The following is a 26,378-nucleotide window of genomic DNA, read 5'->3' as shown; positions in this document are numbered from 1 at the left end:
ACTTTCATACAACCTTTTCTTGGCATTGCGATTCACCAACGCTTGCTAGGAAACAGGGGATTGACATAAAGGAGGTGAATAGGATGGCTATCGCACAAGAACGTAAAAATGAGATTATTGCTCAATTTAGAACTCATGAAACTGATACTGGTTCTCCTGAAGTTCAAATCGCTGTCCTAACGGAACAGATTAATACATTAAATGAACATTTACGTGTTCATAAGAAAGATCATCATTCACGTCGTGGTCTTTTGAAGATGGTTGGTAAACGTCGTAACTTATTGAACTATCTTCGTAACAATGACATTACACGTTACCGTGAGTTAATTAACAGACTCGGCTTACGCCGATAGGTAAAAAAGCGGGATTATTCCCGCTTTTTTATTAGGAAAAAAATATAATGTTTTCTTTTCATAGCTTTTCATCTTTCCGGGAATACTAGAGAAGGGTATAATCGACGTATATTCTACTTTTACATAGAAGATTGTTTATATAGGAATAGAGAGGGGTACTTTCATGGATCAAGAAAAGCAAGTCTTTTCGATAGATTTAGCTGGGAGAGAGCTTGTCGTAGAAGCAGGGCAGCTCGCAAAACAAGCAAATGGTGCCGTATTAGTTCGTTACGGTGACACTGCTGTTCTCGCTACAGCAACTGCTTCCAAAGAGCCTAAAAATGTAGACTTTTTCCCATTAACGGTAAATTATGAAGAACGCTTATACGCAGTTGGTAAAATTCCAGGTGGATTTATCAAACGTGAAGGACGTCCAAGCGAAAAAGCTATTTTAGCTAGCCGCTTAATTGACCGTCCAATTCGTCCGCTTTTTGCAGACGGCTTTCGAAATGAAGTGCAAGTCATAAGCATTGTAATGAGTGTTGATCAAAACTGTTCTTCTGAAATTGCAGCGATGATTGGATCCTCATTGGCATTATCTGTTTCAGATATCCCATTTGAGGGCCCTATCGCAGGCGTGGTTGTAGGACGCATAAACGGTGAGTTTATTATTAATCCAACATTAGAACAAGCTGAACTTAGCGATATCAACCTAACCGTTGCAGGTACGAAAGATGCGATTAATATGGTAGAAGCCGGTGCACAAGAAGTACCGGAAGAAGTAATGCTAGAAGCTATTATGTTTGGTCATGAAGAAATTAAACGTATTATTAGCTTCCAAGAAGAAATTGTTCGAGCTGTTGGAAAAGAAAAACGTGAAGTAGAATTATATGAGATTGATGCTGATTTTGAAAAGCATATTCGTGATTTAGCAGAAACAGACTTGAAGGCAGCTATTCAAGTACATGAAAAACATGCACGCGATGAAGCAATTAAAGAAGTAAATGTACGAGTGATTGAACAATTACAAGCGGAAGAAATTGACGAAGACATGATAAGAAAGGCAAATGAAATTCTTCATAAAATTGTCAAAGAAGAAGTTCGCCGTCTTATCACGGTTGAGAAAATCCGCCCTGATGGACGTAAAATTGACGAAATCCGTCCGTTATCTTCCGAAGTAGGGAAGCTTGCACGTACGCACGGATCTGGTTTATTCCGACGTGGGCAAACGCAAGTGCTTAGTATCTGTACATTAGGTGCACTTGGAGATGTGCAAATTCTAGACGGACTCGGTATTGAAGAAACAAAGCGATTTATGCATCATTATAACTTCCCGCAATTTAGCGTTGGAGAAACTGGACCGATGAGAGGTCCTGGTCGTCGTGAAATCGGACATGGTGCTCTAGGAGAACGTGCATTAGAACCAGTCATCCCATCCGAGAAAGAATTTCCATATACGGTTCGTCTTGTATCAGAAGTATTGGAATCAAATGGTTCTACTTCTCAAGCAAGTATTTGCGGAAGCACCCTTGCTATGATGGACGCTGGTGTTCCGATTAAAGCGCCTGTTGCTGGAATCGCCATGGGACTTGTTAAATCAGGTGAACATTACACAATTTTAACCGATATTCAAGGGATGGAAGACCACCTTGGTGATATGGACTTTAAAGTTGCAGGTACGGCAAAAGGTGTTACAGCGCTGCAAATGGATATTAAAATTGACGGGCTTTCTCGTGAAATATTGAAAGAAGCATTGCAACAAGCGAAAAAAGGCCGTATGCAAATTTTAGGACATATGCTTACAACGATTCAAGAACCACGTACGTATTTATCAGCTTATGCACCTAAGATTTTAACGATGTCCATTAATCCAGATAAAATCCGTGATGTCATTGGACCAAGCGGTAAGCAAATTAACAAAATTATCGAAGAAACTGGCGTTAAAATAGATATTGAACAAGATGGAAGAGTATTCATTTCTTCTACAAATGAAGAAATGAATAAAAAGGCTAAGAAAATCATTGAGGATATTGTTCGAGAAGTAGAAGTTGGCGAAGTATACGTTGGAAAAGTAAAACGTATTGAAAAATTCGGTGCATTCGTTGAACTGTTCAGTGGAAAAGACGGCCTTGTTCATATTTCTGAATTAGCAGAAGAACGTATTGGTAAAGTAGAAGATGTCGTTTCAATTGGTGATGAAATTGAAGTAAAAGTCATTGAAATTGACAAGCAAGGACGTGTGAACTTGTCTCGAAAGGTTCTTTTGAAGGAAAAGAAAGAACAAGAAGCAAAAAACTAATAAAGGCTTAAAAAAAGCAGGGACATGTTCCCTGCTTTTTTTGTTCTAGCTATGACACCTTGTACATATTGTGTTACGAGGAGGGAATGGCATGAAAAGAATGCATCATGTAATGATAATCGTATGTATGTCCGCAGGCTGCTTGCTCGTCGTTCAAAACCCATATACTTCTGCTTATATAAGCGAAATGAAGCAAACCGTGCATGTTGAAATGAAAACCGTACATGTATTTAATCCGACTGATTCGTTACGTAATGAAATTGAACAACGTGCAAAGCAGATTAATATACCGGCGCAAAATGCAGTGGTAGATAAAATTTGGAAGGCAACGCCTGGATACAATGGACGCATAGTTGATATACAAGCTTCGTACAATAATATGAAAAAAAGTGGAATATTTGATGAGAATAAGCTTGTGTTTATCGAGGTGCCACCTACGGTACACTTAGAAAATTTATCACCTGCTCCAATTTACCGAGGACATCCGGATAAAAAGATGGTGGCTCTTACTATAAATGTTGCATGGGGAAATGAATATATTCCTTCTATACTAGAAACATTAAAAAAGCATCAAGTTTCTGCTACATTTTTTCTGGAAGGAAGATGGGCAAAAGAAAATCCGGCTATTGCAAAAATGATTGGAGACGCCGGGCAAGAAATTGGCAACCATTCCTACTCACATCCGGATATGAAAACACTATCTTTAGACGCTACCCGTGAACAGCTTGTGAAAACGAATGATATTATCGAAGCTGCTACCGGAAAAAAAGTAAAATGGTTTGCACCGCCAAGCGGTAGTTTTCGCGATGACACAGTTACCACGGCAGCAGAACTAGGAATGGGAACAATTATGTGGACGGTAGATACGATTGACTGGCAACGCCCAGCACCTAGTACGATTATTGAACGGGTAACGAAAAAAGTACATCCTGGTGCTATTGTTTTAATGCATCCCACTGAACCAACATCTCAATCATTAGATTCCCTTATCGTTCAGCTAAAAAAACAAGGGTATCAACTAGGCAGTATCTCTACTCTTGTTGATGAAAAAAGAATAGATTCTTGAGATATACATGACAGTTGTTCGTAAAATTGATATGATAGAGGAATGGGAATGCGTTATAACGTACAAAAATACTCTCTACCTAAGGATCTTAAAGTACTAGCTCTTCATTTAAATGCTTAGATTTATAGTATTACAATGATGGTTTTGAGATACTCTATTAGGAAAGGTGTACGCATAAATTGTACTCCACTTTATGGGTGTAACCTCTTAGTTAAATGAGGAGAAATACAAGACAGAAGTGGGGAAGAATTACTGATGGGAGTTTCACTTTTAGGAGGATGGCAATTGATCAATAAATATACTTGTAAAAATGGAGTAAGAATAGTATTTGAAAATATCCCAACTGTCCGTTCCGTTGCAATTGGCGTGTGGATTCATACGGGATCACGTAATGAAAATCCATCTAACAACGGAATTTCACATTTTTTAGAGCATATGCTGTTTAAAGGAACAACCACTCGTTCTGCGCGAGATATTGCAGAATCATTTGATAAAATTGGCGGTCAAGTGAACGCTTTTACATCTAAGGAATACACATGCTACTATGCCAAAGTATTAGATGAGCGCGGAGAGTATGCGTTAGATATATTATCTGACATGTTTTTTAATTCAGTATTTGTGGAAGAGGAAGTAAAAAAAGAGAAAAATGTTGTGTTGGAAGAAATTAAAATGTATGAGGATACACCAGATGATATCGTTCATGATTTATTAACGAAGGTTACATATGAAACGCACCCGCTTGGCTTTCCGATTTTAGGAACAGATAAGACGTTATCTACATTTTCTGGCGAAACGCTTAACCAATATGTAAAGGATTTTTATACGCCTGAAAATGTTGTCATTTCCATTGCGGGAAATGTAGATGAGTCGTTTATTCATAAAGTTGAGGCTTATTTTGGTTCGTATGAAGCAACAACAAAGCGGGAATCTATACATACTCCTGTTTTTCACCGCAATACGATTTCACGGACGAAAGATACAGAACAGGCACATCTTTGCCTTGGTTTTAAAGGACTGCCTGCTGGTGATGAAAAAATATACAGCTTAATCGTTTTAAATAGTATATTAGGCGGAAGTATGAGTAGCCGTTTGTTCCAAGAGGTTCGTGAGCAACGTGGTTTAGCATATTCAGTATTCTCCTATCATTCTTCTTATGAAGATGCAGGAATGCTTACGATCTACGCAGGAACAGGAAATCAACAATTAGATAAATTGTATGAAACAATCCAACAAACGCTTCAAACGTTACAGGATACAGGTATTACAGAAAAAGAATTACAAAATAGTAAAGAGCAACTAAAAGGTAGTCTAATGCTTAGCTTAGAAAGTACGAATAGTCGAATGAGCCGCAACGGGAAAAATGAACTTTTATTACAACGTCATCGTTCACTTGATGAAATGATTGAAAGTGTTAATCAAGTAACGAAAACGAGTGTAGATCATTTGATTCGTACCATTTTTACGGATGATTTCTCAGTTTCTCTCATTAGTCCAACTGGACAATTACCAAAGGCAATCGCGAACAGATAATATTATTGGTATGTTTCCATCCCTCCTTACATACGGTCTAAGTAAGGGGGGATTGTTTTTTGAGATTAAGTGAGCTAAGTGGAAAAGAAATTGTTGATTTAGAACGGGCTGAGAGAATGGGTGTCCTTGGACATGCGGATTTAGAAATTGATGAGAGTAATGGACGTATTCATTCCTTAATCATTCCAGTTGGAAAATGGACAGCATTTCGACGTTCCCAGCAGCAGGAGGTTCGCATTTCTTGGAGCAATATTAAAAAGGTTGGACAGGATATGATTATTTTTGATCTATCTGAGACAGAAAACGTGTAAGGCGACCGAAACAGGTCGCTTTTTTTTATGGATACACTGGACAACCCTTTTTCAAGCGAGCCGATTACACTTTTCGTTGGTGGCTAGTTCCATCGGCTAAACGAGCCGATTACACTTTTCGTTGATGGCCAGTTCCATCGGCTAGCTCCTTGCGGTCAGAGAACCTTTCCCCACAAAGGCAAAAAAAGCGCCTTTGGAGGAAAGAACCTCTGCCTTAGGAGCTAAACGAGCCGATTACACTTTTCGTTGGCACCTAGCACTTGTACGGTTCATATGATGTTTTGAAAAACAAAGCCATTGACCTTACTAGACTGCAAAGAAGGTGAAGATAGGTATGTTAACAGATATGCATATTGCCGTAATCGGAGGGGATGCCAGACAATTAGAGGTCATCCGCAAACTAGTTGAACAAGATGCCAAGCTAAGCTTAGTAGGATTTGATCAGCTAGATCATGGATTTACCGGAGCTTTAAAAGAGCAGATACATGCATTACAATTTTCCCATCTTGATGCGGTCATTTTGCCTGTGGCCGGTACAAATGACGAAGGACAAATTGAAACGATATTTTCTAATGAGAAGGTCGTGTTAACGAAGGACCAAATTACAAAAACACCACCGCATTTTACGATATATTCTGGAATTAGTAATGCATACTTAAATGATATAGCTTCCACATGCAAGCGATCGCTTATCAAGTTATTCGAGCGTGATGATGTAGCGATTTATAACAGTATTCCTACTGTCGAAGGAACGATTATGATGGTTATTCAACATACAGATTATACAATTCATGGATCAAAAGTTGCTGTGCTCGGTTTTGGTAGAACGGGAATGAGTGTAGCACGGGCATTTCAATCATTAGGTGCAAAGGTAAAGGTTGGAGCAAGACGTTCTGAGCATTTGGCGCGTATCGCAGAAATGTCGCTTGAACCTTTTCATTTAAAAGACTTGCAAGAAGCTGTTGAAAATGTTGACATCGTCATTAATACAGTTCCTTTTCTTATTGTGACAGCCAGTGTTATTTCAAAAATGCCTACGAATACGTTAATTATTGATCTAGCTTCCAAGCCGGGCGGCACCGATTTTCGCTATGCAGAAAAACGTGGGATCAAAGCTATTTTAGCACCAGGATTACCGGGAATCGTTGCACCAAAAACGGCAGGGAAAATACTAGCAAATGTATTAACAGGTTTATTAGCTGAAGTGAAAGAGAGAAAGGAGAACAAACAATGAGTTTAAAAGGGAAGGTTATTGGGTTTGGCTTAACGGGCTCCCATTGTACATTTGAAGAGGTTATGCCCTATATTCAGCAGCTAGTTGATGAAGGAGCCGAGGTGCTTCCTGTTATTTCGTATACATTAAAAACGACAGACACACGTTTTGGAGAAGGAGCAAAGTGGATTGAACGCATCGAAAGCATTACAGGTCGCTCTGTAATTGACACCATTGTTAATGCAGAGCCGCTCGGACCGAAAATTCCTCTTGATTGTATGGTTATTGCGCCGTTAACAGGTAATTCAATGAGCAAGCTTGCCAATGCTCAAACAGATTCCCCTGTGCTAATGGCAACGAAGGCAACCTTGCGTAATTGGAAGCCCGTCGTTTTAGCGATTTCAACAAATGATGCACTCGGTTTAAATGGCGTGAATTTATTGACCCCAACATGATTGCAGTAAGGTGCAAATCCTAATGTTTAAAAGGAAGTTTAGGATAGATTTCAATTGAGAAATCATCTAATACTTGATGGCGTTCTTTGAAATAGACAACTTTTTTTAATACTGCTTTAAGAAGAAAATTTCGCTTTGCTACATCATTTGTTTTAAAATACAAATCAATCACTTTTTCTACGTTTGGAATTGCCAGTTCGTATGCATGTTTTCGCTTTCGTTCCGATTGGTATTTTTGGTTTGCCTTCTCAAAGGATATATGCAGCTCATCTATACGTTTGTCTAATCGATTCGTCCGCTCCATAAAGATTTGTTCATTGTAGATTCCTCGCTCGAGAAAGTCGTATAGTTGTTCTTTTTGCTTTTCTGTTTCCTCAAGCTTACTTTGAATTTGTTTCATAATTCCATGATATATTTGGATTTCTTCATTCTTTTTGTTAGTTTTAGCTGGAAAATTCACGTCCAGCTTGTATGCAACTAACCACCTTTCTAAGGCAGAAATAATATGGGATTCTATATAATGCGTATAAGAAGATTTCGTATCACAATTTGGACAAGTCATTGCTTTTTGCTTACTTCTTGGATAGCGCTGCAGCATGTTTGCACCGCATTTTCCGCATTTTATGATTCCAGCAAGGGGATTGCTCATTTTCGTGTTATAAGGAATATGATAACGTTTTGTCATGATTTCTTGCGCCTTATTAAATACTTCTTCTGAAACAATTGGCGGATGTTTTCCAGTTGCTATAATCCATTCCTCCCGCGGTTTTCGCTTTCCGCTATGCGTCTTTTTGTTCCAAGTTACTTTTCCTATATATATATAATTTTTTAAAATATCGATAACACTGTAATTGTTCCATCTCTTCCCTGTGGCACTTAGAAATGCAAGTTCATTTAATGTTTTAGCAATTAATCCTGCACCCGTACGTTTAGATGGATCTTCATTTGTGTATTGATTAAATATCATTCTGACTATTTCAGCCTGCTCTGGATGGATTTCTAACGTTCGGCTGTCTTTCATTTCTATGATTGTATATCCATATGGAGGGTACGTACCTAGGTAATTTCCTTTTTCTACAGATAAAATGCGTCCTCGCTGCAAACGTCTTGTAATAATCTTTAATTCCTTCCGTGCCATAAATGCTTCAAATTCGCTGTATTCCTCGTCGAATTCATCGTTAAGGTCGTAGGTCTTACGAAGGGTTATAATCTTCGTACGAGCCGTTTTAAACGTTTCAAGAATCAGCCCTTGTTCTCTCATATTCCCACGTCCTAAACGATCCATATCTACGCATAAAACGGCCTGGTAGATATTATGTTTCACATCCGCAAGCAGCCGCAGCATTTCGGGACGATGCACTAGGCTTTCTCCGGAAGCAATCTCTTGATAAACAGAAATAATATTCAGGCAATGTTCCTTGGCGAATTTGAATAAGATTTCTTTATGTTTTGAAAGGGTTTCACATTCTCCGCGTGCTTCTGCTTCGATATCGGCACGGCTTTTCCGCAAATATATGGCAACACGGTCCATTGGTATCACCTCATTATCGAAACATATGAAAAAAAAAAGAAAAAAGAACCTATGTACGGGTTCTGTGAGTAAGTGTTATAGGATTCCTTCGGTCTTAAACATAAAGTGTCAGCAACTCTAGAGTTTGTTCGTCAAGAAGGGCTGCATACATATAAACCAACAACTACGAAAGGTGTTGGTATTATGCCTAAGATTAATAAATATGCAGCCACTTATAAGGTTGGGAATGCAACCGTCCATATCGTAGCGCCGCCTTCTATGACGGAAGAAGAAGTGGAACATACACTTCTTGAATATCATACAGCTGGCTGGGCAATTATAGAAGAACTCATCATGCAGGAACAGAACAAACAAGATGATATATAAAGTGAAACTTCCATCAGTGGGGGTTTTTTCATCCCCCACTGATGGTTAGCCCGCCCAATTCGGGCTTTTACGGGCAGTTGTCCCCCCCCACCTATCTTCTTTGCATCTTTCTGAATCTTGAGGTGGGGGTTTTACTGCCCTTAAATAGAGGGATAAAGTAAAGAAGCATGTTTGATGCCTAATTCTTTTTAATAGCGCTGCGAATTAACAATACGAGTGCAAAAATGACAAGACCAAACACGAAAAGGACAAAAAATAGTGTGTTAATAAAATGCGAATAAATCCACTCAGCCAAATCAATCACCTCAATGATTTAGTATGGACAAATATAAAATAATAAAATATCAAATAACTGCAAGCAATAAAAAAATAGTCATTATCTTGGTATGTAATAGCAGAAAGACACCCGCTTCTAAGCTTTTTTAGGAAATAAGTCTATTTCCCTAAAATTCCACTTTTATTTTCTTTCCAATTGGCATATAGTATTAGTAAAAATAAGAACAAACGTTCTGTTTTAGAGGAGATGAAAATGTATTCAAATCATACTCATCAGCAAAAGCGTACAATCTTCTGTATTGATTTAAAATCATTTTTCGCTTCCGTTTCTTCTATTATGCGCGGATTAAATCCTTTAACCGTTAAATTAGCAGTTGTAGGTAGTACGGATCGGCAAGGTTCTGTTGTTTTAGCCGCTACACCGAAACTAAAAAAATTAGGCATTAAAACGGGTTCGCGGTTGTATGAAATACCGCTATCCAAAGATATTATCATTGTGAATCCATCAATGGCAGAGTATGTTCTGACGTCAAATCACATTACCGAAATTTTTTTAAAATATGTAGCACCATGTGACTTGCATACGCTATCGATTGATGAGAGCTTTTTAGATGTTTCTGATTTTAAATATCAAAGATTGTATAAAATGTCTTCTTGGGAATTAGCGAAAGTAATTCAGAAGGATATCTTTGATACAACTGGGATTACAGCAACTGTTGGAATTGGTCCTAATCTTTTTCTATCAAAAATGGCGCTATACGGTGCAAAAAAAGTAAGGGAAGGAATCGCGGAATGGACGATACAGGATGTGCCTACGAAGTTATGGTCGTTACCCTTAACGGAAATGTACGGAATTAACGTAAGAACCCAGCGTCGATTAAACCGAATGGGGATTTTCAGTATACATCAGCTTGCGAAGCATCCAGCTGAGCCTTTAAAGAAGGAGCTTGGTGTTGTAGGACTAGAATTGCAGCAACATGCAAATGGGATAGATGAAAGTCAAATTGATGAGCCGTATACACCGGTTTCCTCGTCAATCGGGAAGTCACAAATTTTGATGCGTGATTATATAGATGTACAAGAAATTAAAGTGTTAATACTTGAACAACTGGAAGAGGTGTGCTTTCGCATGCGATGTATGAGAAAGCTATGCCGCACGATTCATATAAGCATCGGATACAGTCGTACAGTAGGTGGAGGATTTTCTCATTCTTATACACTGACTGAGCCTACCAATATCACCATGGAGTTGTATAAGGTTTGCTTGCACATGGTTGAAACTTATTACGATCAATCTCCTGTCCGTCAAATTGGCATGTCCTTAACTAATTTTATCAATGATGATGAACGGCAGATTTCCATTTTCGATGATACTTGTAAACGAGTGAAGGAAGAAAAGTTAGCCTTTGCTATGGATGAAATACGACGGAATTATGGAAAGAACGCCTTACTGCGGGCGGTTTCTTATACAAGAGGTTCTACTGCAAGACATCGAAACACATTAATTGGTGGTCATAAATCAGAATGAAAGGAATATTACCTATGCAAATAAACGAACGAGGCATGAAAAAATGGGCAGCCTTTCAAGCCATCACACCACAGTTTGAAGGTGTGAAACGAATTATCCAAGAACAACAGAAAGCAGTACGTCCGATTCTAGATGAGAATAAGATTGATGAGATCAATCGTACATTGGCACAAGCATATAATAAAAAATTAGCAATTAGCGTTACATATTATAACAATGGTTTTTTTCATCAATATGAGGGATGGTTAGAAAATATCAGTACGGTTTATCGATGCATTGAAGTCAAAACAACAGTAGGCGAACATCGAATATTTCCTTATGTAGATATTGTAGACGTCGACTTCTCGTAGAGGATAGTAAGAATTTCATTTGCTCTATATGAGACATCTCTTTTTGTATTTTTCCTTTATAAATAATTCAATTGATCAAAACGTTATCGGTATTCTAACTTTATACATTAGCTTGTATGCTCGGTAGGAAAGAAATAACGAACTGGGTGACATCATGTTGGTGTTAATTTAATGCGCCTTATGTCAGCAAGAAATATGTATTTTGTTCCATTTGGTCAGGATGCACCTGAAAAGAAACCGAGTTCAATGGTGGCACGTATGGAGCTTTTACGTGATACAATTCGTTTTGCACTAGAGGGCAAACAAATTCAGCCAGTGATTGTGGAAAAATTCAAATACATGAATAATTAATCATTTTTAACATGAGGAATTTTTCGAAAAAACATCAAACATACCTTACAATGTGGTATTATTGATTTCATAAAGATGGAGTACGACCTCATCTTTTTATAAGTACAGGATGTATGTAGAAAGGGGTATAGTGATGGAAAAGAAAAAATCTTTTCATGTCGCTGTAGTTGGAGCAACCGGCGCAGTTGGTGAACAAATGCTAAATACGTTAGAAAAACAAAATTTTCCAATAGAAAAACTAACGTTGTTATCTTCTAAGCGTTCTGCTGGTAAGAAAATTTCCTTTAAAGGAGAAGACATAACAGTACAAGAGGCAACTCCTGAAAGCTTTGAAGGTGTAGATATTGCCCTCTTTAGTGCTGGTGGATCTGTTTCAAAAGTGTTAGCACCGGAAGCAGCGAAGCGTGGTGCTATCGTTGTTGATAATACGAGTGCATTTCGTATGGATCCAAACGTTCCACTTGTTGTACCAGAAGTAAACGAAAAGGACGTTTTTTCTCATAATGGCATTATCGCTAACCCAAATTGCTCTACAATTCAAATGGTAGCGGCACTTGAACCAATTCGTGCTTCATACGGATTATCCAAAGTAATCGTAAGCACGTATCAAGCAGTTTCAGGTGCGGGCATCACAGCTATTGAAGAATTGAAAGCACAAGCTAAAGCAATGTTAACCGGAGAAGACGTACAAGCGAATATTTTACCGGTAAAGAGTGGAGAAAAGCATTATCCGATTGCCTTTAATACGATTCCACAAATCGACGTATTTGAAGATAATGGTTTCACCTATGAAGAAATGAAAATGATTAACGAAACGAAAAAGATTATGCATATGCCAGAGCTCGAAGTGGCAGCTACTTGTGTTCGACTTCCAATCGTAGCAGGTCATTCTGAATCTGTGTATATTGAAGTAGAAAAAGAGGGCGTAACAGCAGATGACATTCGAACTCTATTAGCAGATGCACCTGGTATTGTCGTGCAAGATAATCCAGCTAAACAAGAATATCCAATGCCGCTATATGCGACTGGTAAAAATGAAGTATTTGTAGGACGCATTCGCAAAGATTTAAACAATGATAAAGGATTCCATCTTTGGGTTGTGTCTGATAATTTATTAAAAGGTGCTGCATGGAACTCTGTACAAATTGCAGAGCGTCTTGTAGCATTAGGTCTTGTGTAAGTTTTTAAAGAAGGTGCCAACATGAAGATTATTGTACAAAAATTCGGCGGTACGTCTGTACGCGACGAAAAAGGAAGAAAACATGCGCTTCACCACATTTCCAAAGCGCTTCAAGAAGGGTACAAAGTAGTTGCGGTTGTATCTGCAATGGGGAGAAAAGGAGAGCCGTATGCTACCGATACGCTTCTTAGTCTCGTCCACGATAAACAATCCTATCTCTCCAACCGAGAAAAGGATTTGCTTCTATCATGCGGTGAGCTTATTTCAGCCATTGTATTCTCGGATATGTTGAATGGAGCGGACGTTCAAGCATCAGCGCTAACTGGTGCGCAGGCTGGCTTTATTACAACCGAAGATTTCACGAACGCAAAAATTATTGAAATGAAATGTGATCGTGTTCTAGAAGAGCTGAAGCAATGCGATGTTGTGGTTGTAACAGGATTCCAAGGGCAAACCGTAAATGGTGATATTACAACGTTGGGACGAGGAGGAAGCGACACATCTGCAGCTGCACTTGGTGTTGCTCTTCGTGCGGAATACATTGATATTTTCACAGATGTTGAAGGAATTATGACAGCAGATCCCCGTATTGTGAAAGATGCAAGACCACTTGATATGATGACATATAGTGAAATTTGTAATATGGCCTATCAAGGAGCAAAGGTTATCCATCCTCGCGCCGTTGAAATCGCAATGCATGGGAAAGTACCTTTACGGGTTCGTTCAACATATTCAGATAGCACAGGAACTCTTGTAACAGACTATGAAGGTGCTAGCCGTGGGCGAGATGTAAAGGAACGAACGGTAACGGGAATTGCACATGTATCAAATGTAACGCAAATCAAAGTTTACGTAAAAGATGCACCCTATAATTTACAAGCCCAGGTTTTTAAAGAAATGGCTAATGAACAGATTAGTGTAGACTTAATCAATATTTCTCCAAATGGCGTTGCATACACTGTAAACGACGACGTAGCAGACCGGGCAGTTGAGGTTCTTCATCGAATTGGCTATGAACCGAGTGTCACAAGACATTGTGCAAAAGTATCCATTGTCGGAGCGGGAATGACAGGAGTACCTGGTGTAACTTCTATCATTGTCACTGCTTTATCCGAAGCTGGAGTACAAATTTTGCAATCGGCTGACAGTCATACGACAATTTGGACGCTTGTAAATGAGAGTGATCTCGTAACAGCCGTGAACGCTTTACATGACGCTTTTGCATTATCAAAAGAAGCATAAAGTCAAGGAGTGGGAGCATGATAGATTTTGGTAGAGTCGCAACCGCTATGGTAACTCCATTCGATCGCGATGGAAATATTGATTTTGCAAAAACAACAGAACTGGTTAATTATTTGATTGAACATGGAACAACTGCATTGGTCGTATGTGGTACAACGGGTGAATCCCCGACACTAACGACAGACGAAAAGGTAGCATTATTTCGCCATGTGGTAAATGCTGTGAATGGCCGAGTGCCTGTCGTTGCTGGTACCGGAAGCAATAATACACGTGCCTCTATCGAGTTAACAAAAAAGGCAGAAGAAGCTGGTGTAGACGCGGCTATGCTCGTCGTACCGTACTATAACAAGCCATCTCAAGAAGGCATGTATCAACATTTTCGTACAATAGCACAAAGTACAGCGCTCCCTGTTATTCTCTATAATATTCCAGGCCGTACGGTTGTAAAAATGTCAGTGGAAACCATTGTACGACTTTCCCATATCGAAAATATTGTCGCACTAAAGGATGCTACCGGCGATATGTTAGCAATGACCGAAGTAATTGAGCAAACAGATGATGATTTTGCTGTATACAGCGGTGATGACGGATTAACACTTCCAGCGCTAGCAGTTGGAGCAAATGGTGTTATTTCGGTTGCCGCGCATATTATCGGAAATGAAATTCAAGCAATGATTTCTGCTTTTTACGCAGGGGATTATAAAAAGGCGCAAACTCTTCATCAGTTGTTGCTACGCGTGACAAGAGCAGCATTTATGGCTCCGAATCCAACAGCTGTAAAGGCAGCCCTTACTATGATTGGAATCGATGTTGGCTCTGTTCGTTTGCCTCTTATACCGTTAACGAATGAAGAGCAAAGTCGTCTTGAGCAAGTCATTCATTCTATTTCTCATTAGCAATTATAAATTCGTTATGCCACAGTGCTTGTCACTGTGGTTTTTTTATGCAAAAAAGCAGGAGAAAACCTCATTTTCCATCTTATGTATTTGCTGCTGTCAAGATTTTAACTTGTGTTCTATTTCTTGTATCAGTTATAATACTCGTAAGTGACTTAGTACGGTTATGCCCATCATGGGGAGGCTACAAGGTGAGAAGTAAAGAGATAGAAAAAGTAAGAGTATTTGCCCTAGGTGGAGTAGGGGAAATCGGGAAAAATATGTATGGAGTAGAAGTAGATTCTGATATTTTTATTGTAGATGCCGGTCTTAAGTTCCCGGAAGAAGAAATGTTCGGAATTGATATTGTTATACCAGACATTACATATTTAGAAGAAAATAAAGAACGAGTAAAAGCATTATTTTTAACGCACGGTCACGAAGATCATATAGGCGGCATTTCATACGTACTAAGGAAGCTGCAAATTCCCGTTTATGGGACTCGTTTAACATTAGGTTTAGTTGAAGAAAAACTTAGAGAAGCAGGATTGCTAGGGCGTGTCACATTAAAGCCAATTGATGCGAATTCAATTGTTATGTTTGATAAAGCATCTGTATCATTTTTTAGAACGAACCATAGCATTCCTGATTCCGTAGGAGTTGCGATTAACACGTCGCAAGGAGCAATTGTCTATACAGGCGATTTTAAATTTGACCAAACGCCCGTTGATAACTATCGTGCAGATATCGGGAAAATGGCTCAGCTCGGTAACGAGGGTGTTCTTTGCTTACTATCAGACAGTACTAATGCCGAACGTCCTGGTTATACAGGATCAGAAAAGGCAGTAGGAGCAGAAATTTCGAAAGTATTTAGTAGTGCAGAAGGCCGGATTATTATTGCGACCTTTGCATCAAATGTACACCGTATTCAGCAAGTATTAGATGCGGCTTATGAAAATGATCGTAAAGTAGTAGTAGTAGGAACAAGTATGGTAAAGGTTGTAGACATCGCAAGTAAGCTTGGTTATTTACATATAGCTGAAGACATGCTAATTTCGACCCAAGAAATTGATAAGTATCCTGAACATAAAATTGCGATTTTAACAACAGGAAGCCAGGGAGAACCAATGGCTGCATTGTCTCGTATGGCGAAGCAGGCACATAAACAAGTTTCTATTCGTACGACTGATACGATTATTATTGCAGCCTCACCAATTCCAGGTAATGAAACATCTGTTTCCAAAACGATAGATTTATTATTCCGGGCTGGTGCCAATGTTATTTATTCCGGACAAAGAAAAATCCATGTATCCGGTCACGGTAGCCAAGAAGAATTAAAACTTATGCTAAATTTGATGAAACCAAAATACTTCATGCCGGTTCATGGTGAATTTCGTATGCAAAACGCACATGCGAAATTAGCGAAAGAAATCGGCATCGATGATGATCATATTTTTATCATTGATAGAGGCGATGTAATTGAATTTCAAGAAGGTAAGCATAAAGGTGTTAGTAAGGTTCATGCAGGCAATGTCCTCATCGATGGTTTAGGTGTTGGTGATGTGGGGAATATTGTATTACGGGATCGTAAATTACTTTCACAAGATGGTATACTCGTTGTTGTCATTACTCTTAGCAAAGCAACGAAGCAAATTGTGTCTGGACCTGAAATTATTTCACGTGGATTCGTCTATGTTAGAGAATCTGAAGAGCTCATAGAAGAGTCTGTAAAGCGTGCAAAGGATATTATTGAAGCTTCTGTCAAAGCCAATAGCTTGGAATGGTCATCTCTTAAACAAAGCATCCGAGAAGTATTAAGTCAATTCTTATTTGAAAAAACGAAGCGTAGACCAATGATTTTACCGATTATTATGGAAGTATAGGAAAAAGGAGTGTGCATAAGAATTGCACACTCCTTTTTCTTTTTTATCATATGTAAACTTGTTCATGATTTTTTCATTTTCGAATGAAAACATGAGTCCTTAACAATACTAAGGATATACTCATGAAAGGGGTACATGAAATGGGAGATCATGATTACATAAATAATGATGATATGGATTCAAGACAAGAGGCAAAGGATTCTCTCGTTGAAAAGATTCAGCAGCTAGGACAAACGAATCTTCCGCAAATGAATGAGTCACGTATACATTGCTTAACGATTATTGGCCAAATTGAAGGGCATATACAGCTTCCCCCTCAAAATAAAACTACAAAATACGAACATTTAATTCCGCAGCTTGTTGCAATTGAACAAAATCCCAAAATCGAAGGATTGCTCGTATTACTTAATACAGTAGGGGGCGATGTAGAGGCGGGATTAGCAATTTCAGAAATGATTGCTTCTCTCTCCAAGCCGACTGTATCGATTGTATTAGGAGGAGGGCACTCGATTGGGGTTCCAATTGCGGTTTCTACGGATTATTCGTTTATTGTAGAAACTGCAACGATGACTATTCATCCAATTCGATTAACAGGTCTCGTTATTGGGGTTCCACAGACGTTTGAATATCTAGATAAAATGCAGGAACGTGTTATTCGGTTTGTGACCAAGCATTCTAATATTACAGATGTTCGTTTTAAAGAGTTAATGTTCGCAAAGGGAAATTTAACTCGTGATATTGGTACGAATGTAGTAGGAGCGGATTGTGTAAAGTATGGACTTATTAATGAAGTAGGGGGAATCGGAGAAGCGATTAAAAAGCTAAATGAGATGATGGATAAGCATGGGGAAGAGGGAATGCTATCATGATCCTGTATACGATTATGCCAGAGCATGTTGTCTATCCACAAGATGAGTCGGTTTATTATGAACAAAAACAAATTTCGTACAGAGGCATTGATATGATTGTAAGGCAAGGAGAGAGCGGGGAATATATAGTTGTAAGAATTATGAGCAGTGATCCACAGCATTTCCTTGCTCTTTCTCCTGGTCAAAGTATTCCGATGCATTGAAAAGCAGGAAATTGATGGTTAGGTATGGTATACTATACGAGAAAAAGAAAAAGCAGCCTATATCGGCTGCTTTCTTCCATTTCTGTAATAGTAGACAAATATGAAACATCATCGCATGAAGTAAAACTTCCATCGGTGGGGGTTTTTTCTCATCCCTCACCGAGGGTTCGCAAAGGCCAATCGGCTTTTACAGGCAGTTATCCCCCACTTAGCCTTTTCTGATTTCTCTAAGCTTGAAGTGGGGGTATTACTGCTCTTAAATAGCGGGATAAACGTTTAATTTTCACTTCGAATATGGGTGTATTGTTTTTGTACAATAATATTAAATGAAAAGTAGTGGATAGGATGACGAAAGAACTAGAAGTCCGTTCACTGAAAATAGAGGTGAAAAAATGGTTAAGAAAAAGCCGAGAGGAAGAAAAACGAAAGAAAAACAAAATGTTCGACCTTCTATGTATTACGAAATTATTGGGTTGACTCTTTTTGCTCTTTCTCTCATTACGATTTTACAGTTAGGTATTGTAGGAAAAGCGTTTGTGCTATTTTTTCGTTTTTTCTTTGGAGAGTGGTATATGATTGGTGTCATTTTGCTCATCGCTCTGTCCGTTGCATTTGTCGTACAACGAAAATGGCCCAATTTGCTTCATAAACGCCTAATCGGCGTATATCTTATAATAATTGCCATACTCATGTTTAGTCATATTTCGTTAGTACAACAGCTATCCAAGAACGGTCAATTTACGAATCCTTCTGTTATTGTAAACACAAAGGACCTATTTATGTTGGAGGCCAAAAGTAAAGTAGGATCCGTCAATTTAGGCGGCGGTATGATTGGAGCAATCTCCTTCGCCATGTGCTTTTTTTTGTTTGATGAAACAGGAGCTTATATTATAGGTAGCATTCTTATTATATTAGGCATTTTAAGTATTACGAACAAACATATTGGGGAAGTACTAGCGCCAATTGTTTTTTTAATTCGCAAACAACTGAATGCATTTTCTAATGATATAAAAGGATGGAAGAATAGCAGAGCAGTTAAACAAACGGAAAAGAAAAAAGTGATGAGATCCCGAAGCGAGCGTCATGAAGCGCCGATAGAGCAAAACGAAATAGAGGAAACAGAGGAAATAGAGGAAATAGAGGAAGAAATCGATCCACCTATTATTTCTAATTTTGCAGAGCGTACGGAGCTGCCTTCTATGGAACCAGCACATATGGAATCGCCCATTGAAAAACAGGAAAAACGGAGCACGGAAAGTGAATCCGTTGATTCCATAGATATAGAACCACCTATGAATTTTACTGATATAGAAAATAAAGACTATCAATTGCCTTCGCTTGAATTGCTTCGTCTTCCTGAAAATAAGCATATTTCAAACGAAAATGATCTTATTTATGAAAACGCAAGAAAGCTAGAACGAACATTTAAAAGCTTCGGTGTAAAAGCGAAAGTAACGAAAGTACATAGAGGACCAGCCGTAACAAAATATGAAGTGTATCCAGATTTAGGTGTAAAGGTAAGTAAGATTGTAAGCTTAAGCGATGACATTGCACTTGCACTTGCTGCAAAGGACATTCGAATTGAGGCACCGATTCCTGGAAAATCTGCAATTGGCATTGAAGTACCTAATGCAGAGATTGCAATCGTTACATTGCGTGAAGTGTTGGATTCGAAAGGGAATAATCGTCCTGACGAGAAACTGCTAATTAGCCTTGGGCGGGACATAGCAGGTGAAGCAGTAATGGCTCGCTTGAATAAAATGCCGCATTTACTAGTAGCAGGTGCAACAGGCAGTGGGAAAAGTGTATGTATTAACGGCATTATAACCAGTATTTTAATGAGAGCAAAGCCGCACGAAGTGAAGCTAATGATGATTGATCCGAAAATGGTGGAACTGAATGTGTACAACGGTGTGCCCCATTTACTTGTTCCTGTTGTAACCGATCCAAAAAAAGCATCGCAGGCATTAAAAAAAGTAGTAGGTGAGATGGAACGTAGGTATGAGCTGTTTGCCCATACTGGAACACGTAATATTGAAGGATATAATGATCATGTGAAACAATATAATGAACAAGCAGAAGGACAACAACCTTTACTGCCTTATATTGTAGTGATTGTGGATGAGCTTGCTGATCTGATGATGGTTGCTTCGTCAGATGTAGAAGATTCTATTATGCGACTTGCGCAAATGGCACGTGCTGCTGGTATTCACTTAATTATTGCAACGCAGCGGCCTTCGGTAGACGTTATTACAGGAATCATTAAGGCAAACATTCCATCGCGTATTGCGTTTGCCGTTTCTTCACAAACCGATTCACGTACGATATTGGATTCTGGCGGCGCTGAAAAGCTATTAGGTCGCGGAGATATGTTGTTCTTACCTGTAGGGGCTTCTAAGCCGGTACGTGTACAAGGAGCTTTCATGTCCGATGAAGAGGTAGAAAACGTTGTAAATTATGTTATTTCACAGCAGAAGGCACAGTACCAAGAAGACATGATTCCTCAAGCATCTGAAGCAATGCAAGAGGTTGAAGATGAGTTATATGAAGATGCGGTTCGGCTAATAGTGGAAATACAATCTGCATCGGTAAGTATGCTACAACGAAGATTTCGTATCGGATATACACGAGCTGCCCGTCTCATTGATGCTATGGAGGCAAACGGTATTGTAGGTCCGTACGAAGGTAGTAAACCGAGAACGGTGTTGTTAAAAGAGGTTCAAGAAAAAAGTTCATAGAATAGTGTAAACGGAAGGATAGCCCCTTCCGTTTGTATTTTTGTAACAATTACAAGTTTGATTTCTCTGAATTTTATTGACATAGTTCGCGACCACATGTTACGATTTATCACGAAAATAGTCGGAACATATTTTTTATTAAATGTCTAATATTCCTCATACAATCTTGGTAAAATGGTCCCAAAGTATCTACCTAGCAGCCGTCATTGCTAGACTATGAGGGAAAGTTTAACACATTCGCATTGCTTTCGTACATGTGCTCTGATTTTCTCTCAATATGGGAAAGTAAGAGTGCTTTTTTTTACGAATATATAAGAATACGCTTACAATTGTAATGAGAATTGTTAATTTTATATTTAAATTATAGGAACATCTACAATAGGACGTCTTACATCAGATGTCGAATAACAGAAATACTGGGGGATTAGCATGTCAATTAGATCCGATAATCGCCATCTTTATTTACAGGTCATAGACCGGATTAAAGAAGATATTACAAAAGGGGTATATAAAGAAAAACAAAAATTGCCGTCTGAATTTGATTTAGCAAAAGAACTAGGAGTTTCCAGAGCAACGCTTAGAGAGGCACTTCGTATTTTAGAAGAAGAAAATGTCGTCGTTCGTCGTCACGGAGTAGGAACATTTGTGAATACGAAACCGATTTTTTCATCTGGAATTGAACAGCTTTCCAGTATTACAGATATGATTACCGAAGCAGGAAAACGTCCAGGTACGATTTTTCTTTCTTCCTCTGTTATGGCTCTAACGGATGAGGAGCAAGAAAAGTTCAAAAGCACAGATGAAATAGAAATGTTTACAATTGAGCGTGTCCGTACAGCCGATGGAGAGCCAGTTGTGTATTGTGTGGACAAGCTTCCGCAGCATATCTTGCCGGATTTATCAGAGTATAAAGAAGAATCACTGTTAAATATTATTCATAAGAAGACCAATAAACGTATTACATATGCAGTCGCATATATTGAACCTCTAGGCTATCATCCCAAGGTTTCACCTATATTAGAATGTGACCCAGAAACAGCTTTACTCGTATTAAAGCAAATGCATTATGATCAAAGTGATGAACCAATCCTATATTCCATTAATTATTTTCGTGCTGACACATTTAGCTTTCATGTTTTAAGAAAACGTTTGTAAGGTCCCTGTTCTTTTTGAGTAGGTGACAATCTTTCAAAAGGGACAGTCAACGATTATAGACAATGAAGGAGGATGTTAGTATGAAAAAAAAGGCAGCGCTTTTTTTATCACTCACGCTTGCTGTAAGTGCCGTTTTAGGAGCTTGCGGAACATCAAATTCAAGTAATGTAAACAAGTCCACTAGTTTTAAAGTAGGTATGGTAACAGATGTAGGTGGAGTAGATGACAAATCATTTAACCAATCTGCATGGGAAGGTTTAAAGCAATTCGGTAAAGATAATGGTTTAAAAGAAAACGAAGGCTATCGTTATTTACAGTCAACGCAAAGTTCCGATTACGAGCCGAACTTAACGAAATTGGCACAACAAAATTATAATTTAACGTTCGGTATGGGATATTTAATGCAAGATTCAGTTGCAAAAATAGCTGATCAATTTAAAAATAATCAATTTGCGATTGTAGATAGTGTTGTAAATAAGCCAAATGTAACAAGCATTACTTTTAAGGAAAATGAAGGATCATTCCTAGTTGGTGTAGTAGCAGCGATGACGACAAAATCGAATAAAGTTGGTTTTATTGGCGGAGTGAAAAGTCCGTTAATTCAAAAATTTGAATATGGCTTTATGGCAGGTGTAAAATCAGTAAATCCAAAAATTGAAATCGTATCTGAATATGCAGATGCGATTGATAAACCAGAAAAAGGTTCTGTATTGGCATCTGCGATGTACGGTCAAGGCGTTGACGTAATTTATCATGCATCTGGTGCAACAGGAAACGGTGTATTTACCGAAGCGAAAAACCGTAAGAAAGCAGGACAACAGGTATGGGTAATCGGTGTTGACCGTGACCAAAGCCAAGAAGGTATGCCTGAAAATGTAACATTGACTTCCATGGTTAAACGCGTGGACGTTGCAGTAGCTGATGTAGCAAAAGAGGCAAAAGACGGCACACTTAAAGGTGGCAGTGTAAAAGAATTTGGTTTAAAGGACAAAGGTGTTGATATCGCTCCTACCCAAGATAATGTATCAAAAGCAGCGTTAGCAAAAGTTGACGAATTTAAAAAACAAATTTTAAATGGTACGATTAAGATACCGGCAACAGAACAAGATTATAAGACATATGAAGCTTCTCTACAAAAATAAATTAATACCTGGAAATATTTTTGTAATACGATTCATCTCGATTACATATTGCATCCAATTGGAGCGCTTGGAGCCTCATTATTCTTTGGCTTTGCGCAATCTCTGGCTATAACAGGAGGGACACTTCCGTTTCTTCAAGGAGTACCATCTGTGTTATTAACGATTTTACCTTATGTCCTTACTATATTTAGCCTTAGTTGGATTTGTTGGACGCTCTGAAGCTCCAAAAGCGCTTGGAACACCGTATGAAAAAGGAAAACGATAATATCATACGCTTTGCAAAAAAACTCGCGAAATGTACGCGAGTTTTTTTGCATATACTAGCTGTAACATAGTCAAGTTGCAAATGAATGTTAGAAAACGGTATATTGTAAATGACTATTTGAAAAAGGAGGAATACATATGCAACATGTTCAGAAAATCGCTGGATTAACCGTTCATACAATTCGTACTGTAAAATATAAAACAAATACACTAGTACTTCGAATGAAGGCACCACTCGCTTCAAGCACTGTAACGTATCGTGCTCTTCTTCCTTATGTTCTTCAAAGCGGAACGAAAACGCTTCCAACGGTGAAAGATGTAAGAGAATATGTAGAAGAAATGTACGGAGCATCCTTGGCGGTAGATGTCGGTAAAAAAGGGGAAGAACACATCATTTCTATTTATATGGATGTTGCAAATGAAATCTATTTGCATAATGCTCCGCCTCTATTAGAAAAAGCAATCCAGATGTTATCCGATGTGTTGCAACGCCCTTCGCTCCAAAATGGTGCATTCCAACCTGCTATCGTTGAAGCTGAAAAACGTGCATTAATTCAGCGAATTGATTCCGTGTATGATGACAAAATGCGATATGCAAGTGAACGTCTTATCGAAGAGATGTGCCAGAATGAGGACTATCGTCTTAGTGCGAATGGAAAGAAAGAGGAAGTAGCTAGTATTACGCCGAGATCCCTTTATGACTATTATCAGCAGGCACTTGCTGAGGATGAAATCGATCTGTATCTCATTGGAGATTTACCAGATGAGACAATCTCGCTTGTACAAAAATATTTTGATTTACCAGAACGAAATATTCGGAAGCAAAATGATAAGGAACGGACCGATGTAACAAAAGCAAAGGAAATAATAGAGAAGCAAGATCTCAAGCAAAGTAAATTACATATTGGCTATCGTACCAATATAACATACAAGGATGAAGCGTACTTTGCTTTGCAAGTTTTTAATGGTTTGTTCGGTGGATTCTCTCATTCTAAGTTATTTGTGAATGTACGTGAGAAAAACAGCCTTGCCTATTATGCTGCATCACGCTATGAAAGTCACAAAGGTTTGCTCTTTGTGATGTCAGGTATTCAATCCAAGAATTACGAAAAAGCACTGGCCATCATTAAGGAGCAGCTGACAGCCATGCAAAACGGAGATTTTACAGATGAAGATGTAAAACAAACACAGGCTGTCATTGCGAATCAGATTTTAGAAACAATAGATATGCCAAGGGGGCTTATTGAAATTCTTTACCATAATGTTGTTGCTAACGTTGATATTCCAATTGAACAATGGATTCCAGCCATTAATAAGGTAACAAAAGATGAAATAATTGCGGTTGCGAAGAACATAAAGATGGATACCGTGTATCTACTACGTGGATTAGAGGAGGTATAAGATGAATACCATTTCTTTTGATCAATTAAAAGAAGAGCTATTTTATGAAAAACTGCCAAATGGCTTGGACGTATACATCTTGCCAAAACCAGGATTTAATAAAACGTATGCAACGTTTACGACGAAATATGGTAGCATTGACAATGTGTTTGTCCCGCTAGAGAAAAGTGAATATACACATGTTCCTGATGGAATTGCTCATTTTCTTGAGCATAAACTGTTTGAAAAAGAAGATCATGATGCATTTCAACTGTTTAGTAAACAAGGTGCATCTTCCAATGCTTTTACTTCGTTTACTCGAACTGCGTATTTGTTTTCCTGTACATCGAATGTAGAAACAAATTTGAACACATTACTTGACTTTGTTCAATCTCCGTATTTTACAGAAAAAACGGTTGAGAAAGAAAAGGGTATCATCGGTCAAGAAATACAAATGTATCAAGATAATCCAGATTGGCGTTTATATTTTGGTTTAATTGATAGTATGTATGAGAAACATCCTGTAAAAATAGATATTGCTGGGACGATAGAATCCATTAGCGGTATTACGAAAGATTTGTTGTACGAATGCTACCATACATTTTATCACCCAAGTAATATGCTTTTATTTATTGTAGGTCCTGTTGACCCTGCTTTGCTTATGGATTTAGTTCGTAATAACCAAGTGAAAAAGAATTATAGCAAGCAGCCAGAAATTAAGCGATGGTTTGAAGAAGAACCAGAACATGTTGCAACGAAAAAGCTTGTCATTCCAATGCAAGTACAAACGCCAAAATGCTTAGTCGGTATAAAGGGAAAAGATAAGGCACACACAGGGCGTGAAAAGTTAAAGTACGAAATTACGATATCTCTTTTATTAGACTGTCTATTTGGAAAAAGCTCAAGCAATTATGAGCAACTTTACAACGATGGGCTCATTGATGATACGTTTTCGTATGATTACACCGAAGAAAGTAGTTTTGGTTTTGCAATGATCGGCGGGGATACAAAGGATCCAGATGAATTAGCGAAACGAATCATTGATATCTTGCTTCAAACGAATGAAAATACGTTGTCAGATGCCGTCGTAGATCGTGCGAAGAAGAAAAAAATTGGTGGTTTCTTACGGTCGTTAAATTCACCAGAATTTATTGCAAACCAGTTTACACGCTATGCATTTAATGGTTCAAACTTATTTGATGCCCTTTCTATTCTTGAAGAAATTTCAGTACAGGATATTGTAGCTGCGGCAAATGAATGTAGGGATGAAAAACGGATTAGTATTTGTCAAGTTGTTTCAAAATAGTTAATAGGAGTGAACTGCACCCCAATTGTTAGACAGAGTCTAATAATTGGGGGAGCAGTTTTTTTATGACTAAATTTACAGTAGAAGATAAATTAGCGGCAGTTCAACGTTATTTAGATGGAAGAGAGAGTTATGCTTCGATTGGGGGGCGTCCATAGGTACATCTAAAGCTTTGATAATGAACTGGGTAAGGCAGTACCAGCATGATGGAGAAGAAGGGTTATTCAAAAAATCATATACAAGTTACTCGACACAGTTTAAACTAGACGTACTAAATTATATGAATGAGAGTATGTCCCGTAAAGGTAACTGTTATGATAACGCTGTAATGGAAAACTTCTTTGGTACCTTAAAATCAGAATTATTATATACACAGGAATTTGAAAGTGTTGAGGATTTTAAACAAGAATTAGCAAAATATATAGATTACTATAATAACAAACGAATTAAGGCAAAACTAAAAGGTTTGAGTCCCGTGCAATACCGAACTCAAACCTTAGAAGCTGTCTAATGAAAATAAATGTCTAACTTTT

At 38.3% G+C, this 26,378-nt stretch carries 21 protein-coding genes, 4 pseudogenes and 1 riboswitch; of the genes and pseudogenes, 24 read left to right on the top strand and 1 reads right to left on the bottom strand.

What is annotated here, in order from left to right; genetic code table 11:
- Nucleotides 1-83: 83 nt before the first annotated feature.
- From rpsO to ACM5BR_RS06515, 7 genes and pseudogenes are all read left to right on the top strand, one after another.
- Nucleotides 84-353, top strand: a complete 270-nt coding sequence (gene rpsO, locus ACM5BR_RS06545; RefSeq protein ID WP_416826838.1) for a 30S ribosomal protein S15 — start codon at nt 84-86, stop codon at nt 351-353.
- A gap of 163 nt (nt 354-516) precedes the next feature.
- Nucleotides 517-2,631 carry a polyribonucleotide nucleotidyltransferase gene (gene pnp / locus ACM5BR_RS06540; protein ID WP_416826837.1) on the top strand — a complete coding sequence of 705 codons (2,115 nt, stop codon included), beginning with the start codon at nt 517-519 and terminating at the stop codon, nt 2,629-2,631.
- Nucleotides 2,632-2,842: 211 nt separating this feature from the next.
- On the top strand, nt 2,843-3,697 hold the full coding sequence (locus ACM5BR_RS06535; RefSeq protein ID WP_416827856.1) for a polysaccharide deacetylase family protein: 855 nt from the start codon (nt 2,843-2,845) through the stop codon (nt 3,695-3,697).
- A gap of 285 nt (nt 3,698-3,982) precedes the next feature.
- Nucleotides 3,983-5,227, top strand: a complete 1,245-nt coding sequence (locus ACM5BR_RS06530) for a M16 family metallopeptidase (RefSeq protein ID WP_416826836.1) — start codon at nt 3,983-3,985, stop codon at nt 5,225-5,227.
- Nucleotides 5,228-5,286: 59 nt separating this feature from the next.
- Complete coding sequence (locus tag ACM5BR_RS06525; RefSeq protein ID WP_416826835.1) at nt 5,287-5,538, top strand: YlmC/YmxH family sporulation protein; 252 nt, start codon at nt 5,287-5,289, stop codon at nt 5,536-5,538.
- Between the two features lie 334 nt (nt 5,539-5,872).
- Nucleotides 5,873-6,772 carry a dipicolinic acid synthetase subunit A gene (gene dpaA, locus ACM5BR_RS06520; protein WP_416826834.1) on the top strand — a complete coding sequence of 300 codons (900 nt, stop codon included), beginning with the start codon at nt 5,873-5,875 and terminating at the stop codon, nt 6,770-6,772.
- Nucleotides 6,769-7,194: pseudogene (locus ACM5BR_RS06515) on the top strand (dipicolinate synthase subunit B); the annotation flags it as partial. The gene dpaA and the pseudogene ACM5BR_RS06515, both read left to right, overlap by 4 nt.
- 31 nt (nt 7,195-7,225) lie before the next feature.
- On the opposite strand, the gene ACM5BR_RS06510 reads toward ACM5BR_RS06515, so the two are convergent.
- Nucleotides 7,226-8,737, bottom strand: coding sequence for a recombinase family protein (locus tag ACM5BR_RS06510; protein ID WP_416826833.1), 1,512 nt, complete (start codon nt 8,735-8,737; stop codon nt 7,226-7,228).
- A gap of 183 nt (nt 8,738-8,920) precedes the next feature.
- On the opposite strand from ACM5BR_RS06510, the gene ACM5BR_RS06505 reads away from it, so the two are divergent.
- From ACM5BR_RS06505 to ACM5BR_RS06425, 17 genes and pseudogenes are all read left to right on the top strand, one after another.
- Nucleotides 8,921-9,103 (top strand): hypothetical protein, encoded by a 183-nt coding sequence (locus ACM5BR_RS06505; protein WP_416826832.1) that lies wholly within the window; start codon nt 8,921-8,923, stop codon nt 9,101-9,103.
- A 529-nt stretch (nt 9,104-9,632) separates the two neighbouring features.
- Entirely contained in the window at nt 9,633-10,907 is a 1,275-nt protein-coding gene (locus ACM5BR_RS06500) for a Y-family DNA polymerase (protein WP_416826831.1), read from the top strand.
- Complete coding sequence (locus tag ACM5BR_RS06495; protein WP_416826830.1) at nt 10,904-11,257, top strand: YolD-like family protein; 354 nt, start codon at nt 10,904-10,906, stop codon at nt 11,255-11,257. The genes ACM5BR_RS06500 and ACM5BR_RS06495 overlap by 4 nt, the downstream gene beginning before the upstream one ends.
- 159 nt (nt 11,258-11,416) lie before the next feature.
- Nucleotides 11,417-11,608 (top strand): annotated as a pseudogene (gene spoVFB, locus ACM5BR_RS06490) (dipicolinate synthase subunit B); the annotation flags it as partial.
- Nucleotides 11,609-11,741: 133 nt separating this feature from the next.
- The gene (asd, locus tag ACM5BR_RS06485) at nt 11,742-12,788 is read left to right on the top strand and encodes an aspartate-semialdehyde dehydrogenase (protein ID WP_416826829.1); all 1,047 of its coding nucleotides are present in this window, start codon (nt 11,742-11,744) and stop codon (nt 12,786-12,788) included.
- Nucleotides 12,789-12,809: 21 nt separating this feature from the next.
- The gene (gene dapG / locus ACM5BR_RS06480) at nt 12,810-14,030 is read left to right on the top strand and encodes an aspartate kinase (protein ID WP_416826828.1); all 1,221 of its coding nucleotides are present in this window, start codon (nt 12,810-12,812) and stop codon (nt 14,028-14,030) included.
- 17 nt (nt 14,031-14,047) lie between these two features.
- Entirely contained in the window at nt 14,048-14,926 is an 879-nt protein-coding gene (dapA, locus tag ACM5BR_RS06475; protein WP_416826826.1) for a 4-hydroxy-tetrahydrodipicolinate synthase, read from the top strand.
- Nucleotides 14,927-15,117: 191 nt separating this feature from the next.
- A complete protein-coding gene (locus tag ACM5BR_RS06470; RefSeq protein WP_416826824.1) occupies nt 15,118-16,788 on the top strand; it encodes a ribonuclease J in 1,671 nt (556 codons plus the stop codon).
- 140 nt (nt 16,789-16,928) lie between these two features.
- Nucleotides 16,929-17,657, top strand: a complete 729-nt coding sequence (locus ACM5BR_RS06465) for a ClpP family protease (protein WP_416826823.1) — start codon at nt 16,929-16,931, stop codon at nt 17,655-17,657.
- Entirely contained in the window at nt 17,654-17,860 is a 207-nt protein-coding gene (locus tag ACM5BR_RS06460; protein WP_416826821.1) for a YlzJ-like family protein, read from the top strand. The genes ACM5BR_RS06465 and ACM5BR_RS06460 overlap by 4 nt, the downstream gene beginning before the upstream one ends.
- Nucleotides 17,861-18,252: 392 nt before the next feature.
- Nucleotides 18,253-20,598 (top strand): DNA translocase FtsK, encoded by a 2,346-nt coding sequence (locus ACM5BR_RS06455; RefSeq protein WP_416826820.1) that lies wholly within the window; start codon nt 18,253-18,255, stop codon nt 20,596-20,598.
- Nucleotides 20,599-20,734: 136 nt separating this feature from the next.
- Nucleotides 20,735-20,835: riboswitch (purine riboswitch) on the top strand.
- A 192-nt stretch (nt 20,836-21,027) separates the two neighbouring features.
- Nucleotides 21,028-21,753, top strand: coding sequence for a GntR family transcriptional regulator (locus tag ACM5BR_RS06450; RefSeq protein ID WP_416826818.1), 726 nt, complete (start codon nt 21,028-21,030; stop codon nt 21,751-21,753).
- 80 nt (nt 21,754-21,833) lie between these two features.
- Nucleotides 21,834-22,895 carry a BMP family lipoprotein gene (locus ACM5BR_RS06445; RefSeq protein ID WP_416826817.1) on the top strand — a complete coding sequence of 354 codons (1,062 nt, stop codon included), beginning with the start codon at nt 21,834-21,836 and terminating at the stop codon, nt 22,893-22,895.
- 51 nt (nt 22,896-22,946) lie between these two features.
- A pseudogene (locus ACM5BR_RS06440) lies at nt 22,947-23,160 on the top strand (ABC transporter permease); the annotation flags it as partial.
- Between the two features lie 137 nt (nt 23,161-23,297).
- Nucleotides 23,298-24,560, top strand: a complete 1,263-nt coding sequence (yfmF, locus tag ACM5BR_RS06435) for an EF-P 5-aminopentanol modification-associated protein YfmF (RefSeq protein ID WP_416826816.1) — start codon at nt 23,298-23,300, stop codon at nt 24,558-24,560.
- A gap of 1 nt (nt 24,561) precedes the next feature.
- Nucleotides 24,562-25,845, top strand: coding sequence for an EF-P 5-aminopentanol modification-associated protein YfmH (gene yfmH, locus ACM5BR_RS06430; RefSeq protein ID WP_416826814.1), 1,284 nt, complete (start codon nt 24,562-24,564; stop codon nt 25,843-25,845).
- Nucleotides 25,846-26,125: 280 nt separating this feature from the next.
- Nucleotides 26,126-26,356 (top strand): annotated as a pseudogene (locus tag ACM5BR_RS06425) (transposase); the annotation flags it as partial.
- Nucleotides 26,357-26,378 lie beyond the last annotated feature (22 nt).

It is taken from the genome of Ectobacillus polymachus, assembly GCF_048159605.1.
GTDB lineage: Bacteria > Bacillota > Bacilli > Bacillales > Bacillaceae_G > Ectobacillus > Ectobacillus polymachus.
This window is presented reverse-complemented; position numbering and strand designations above follow the sequence as displayed.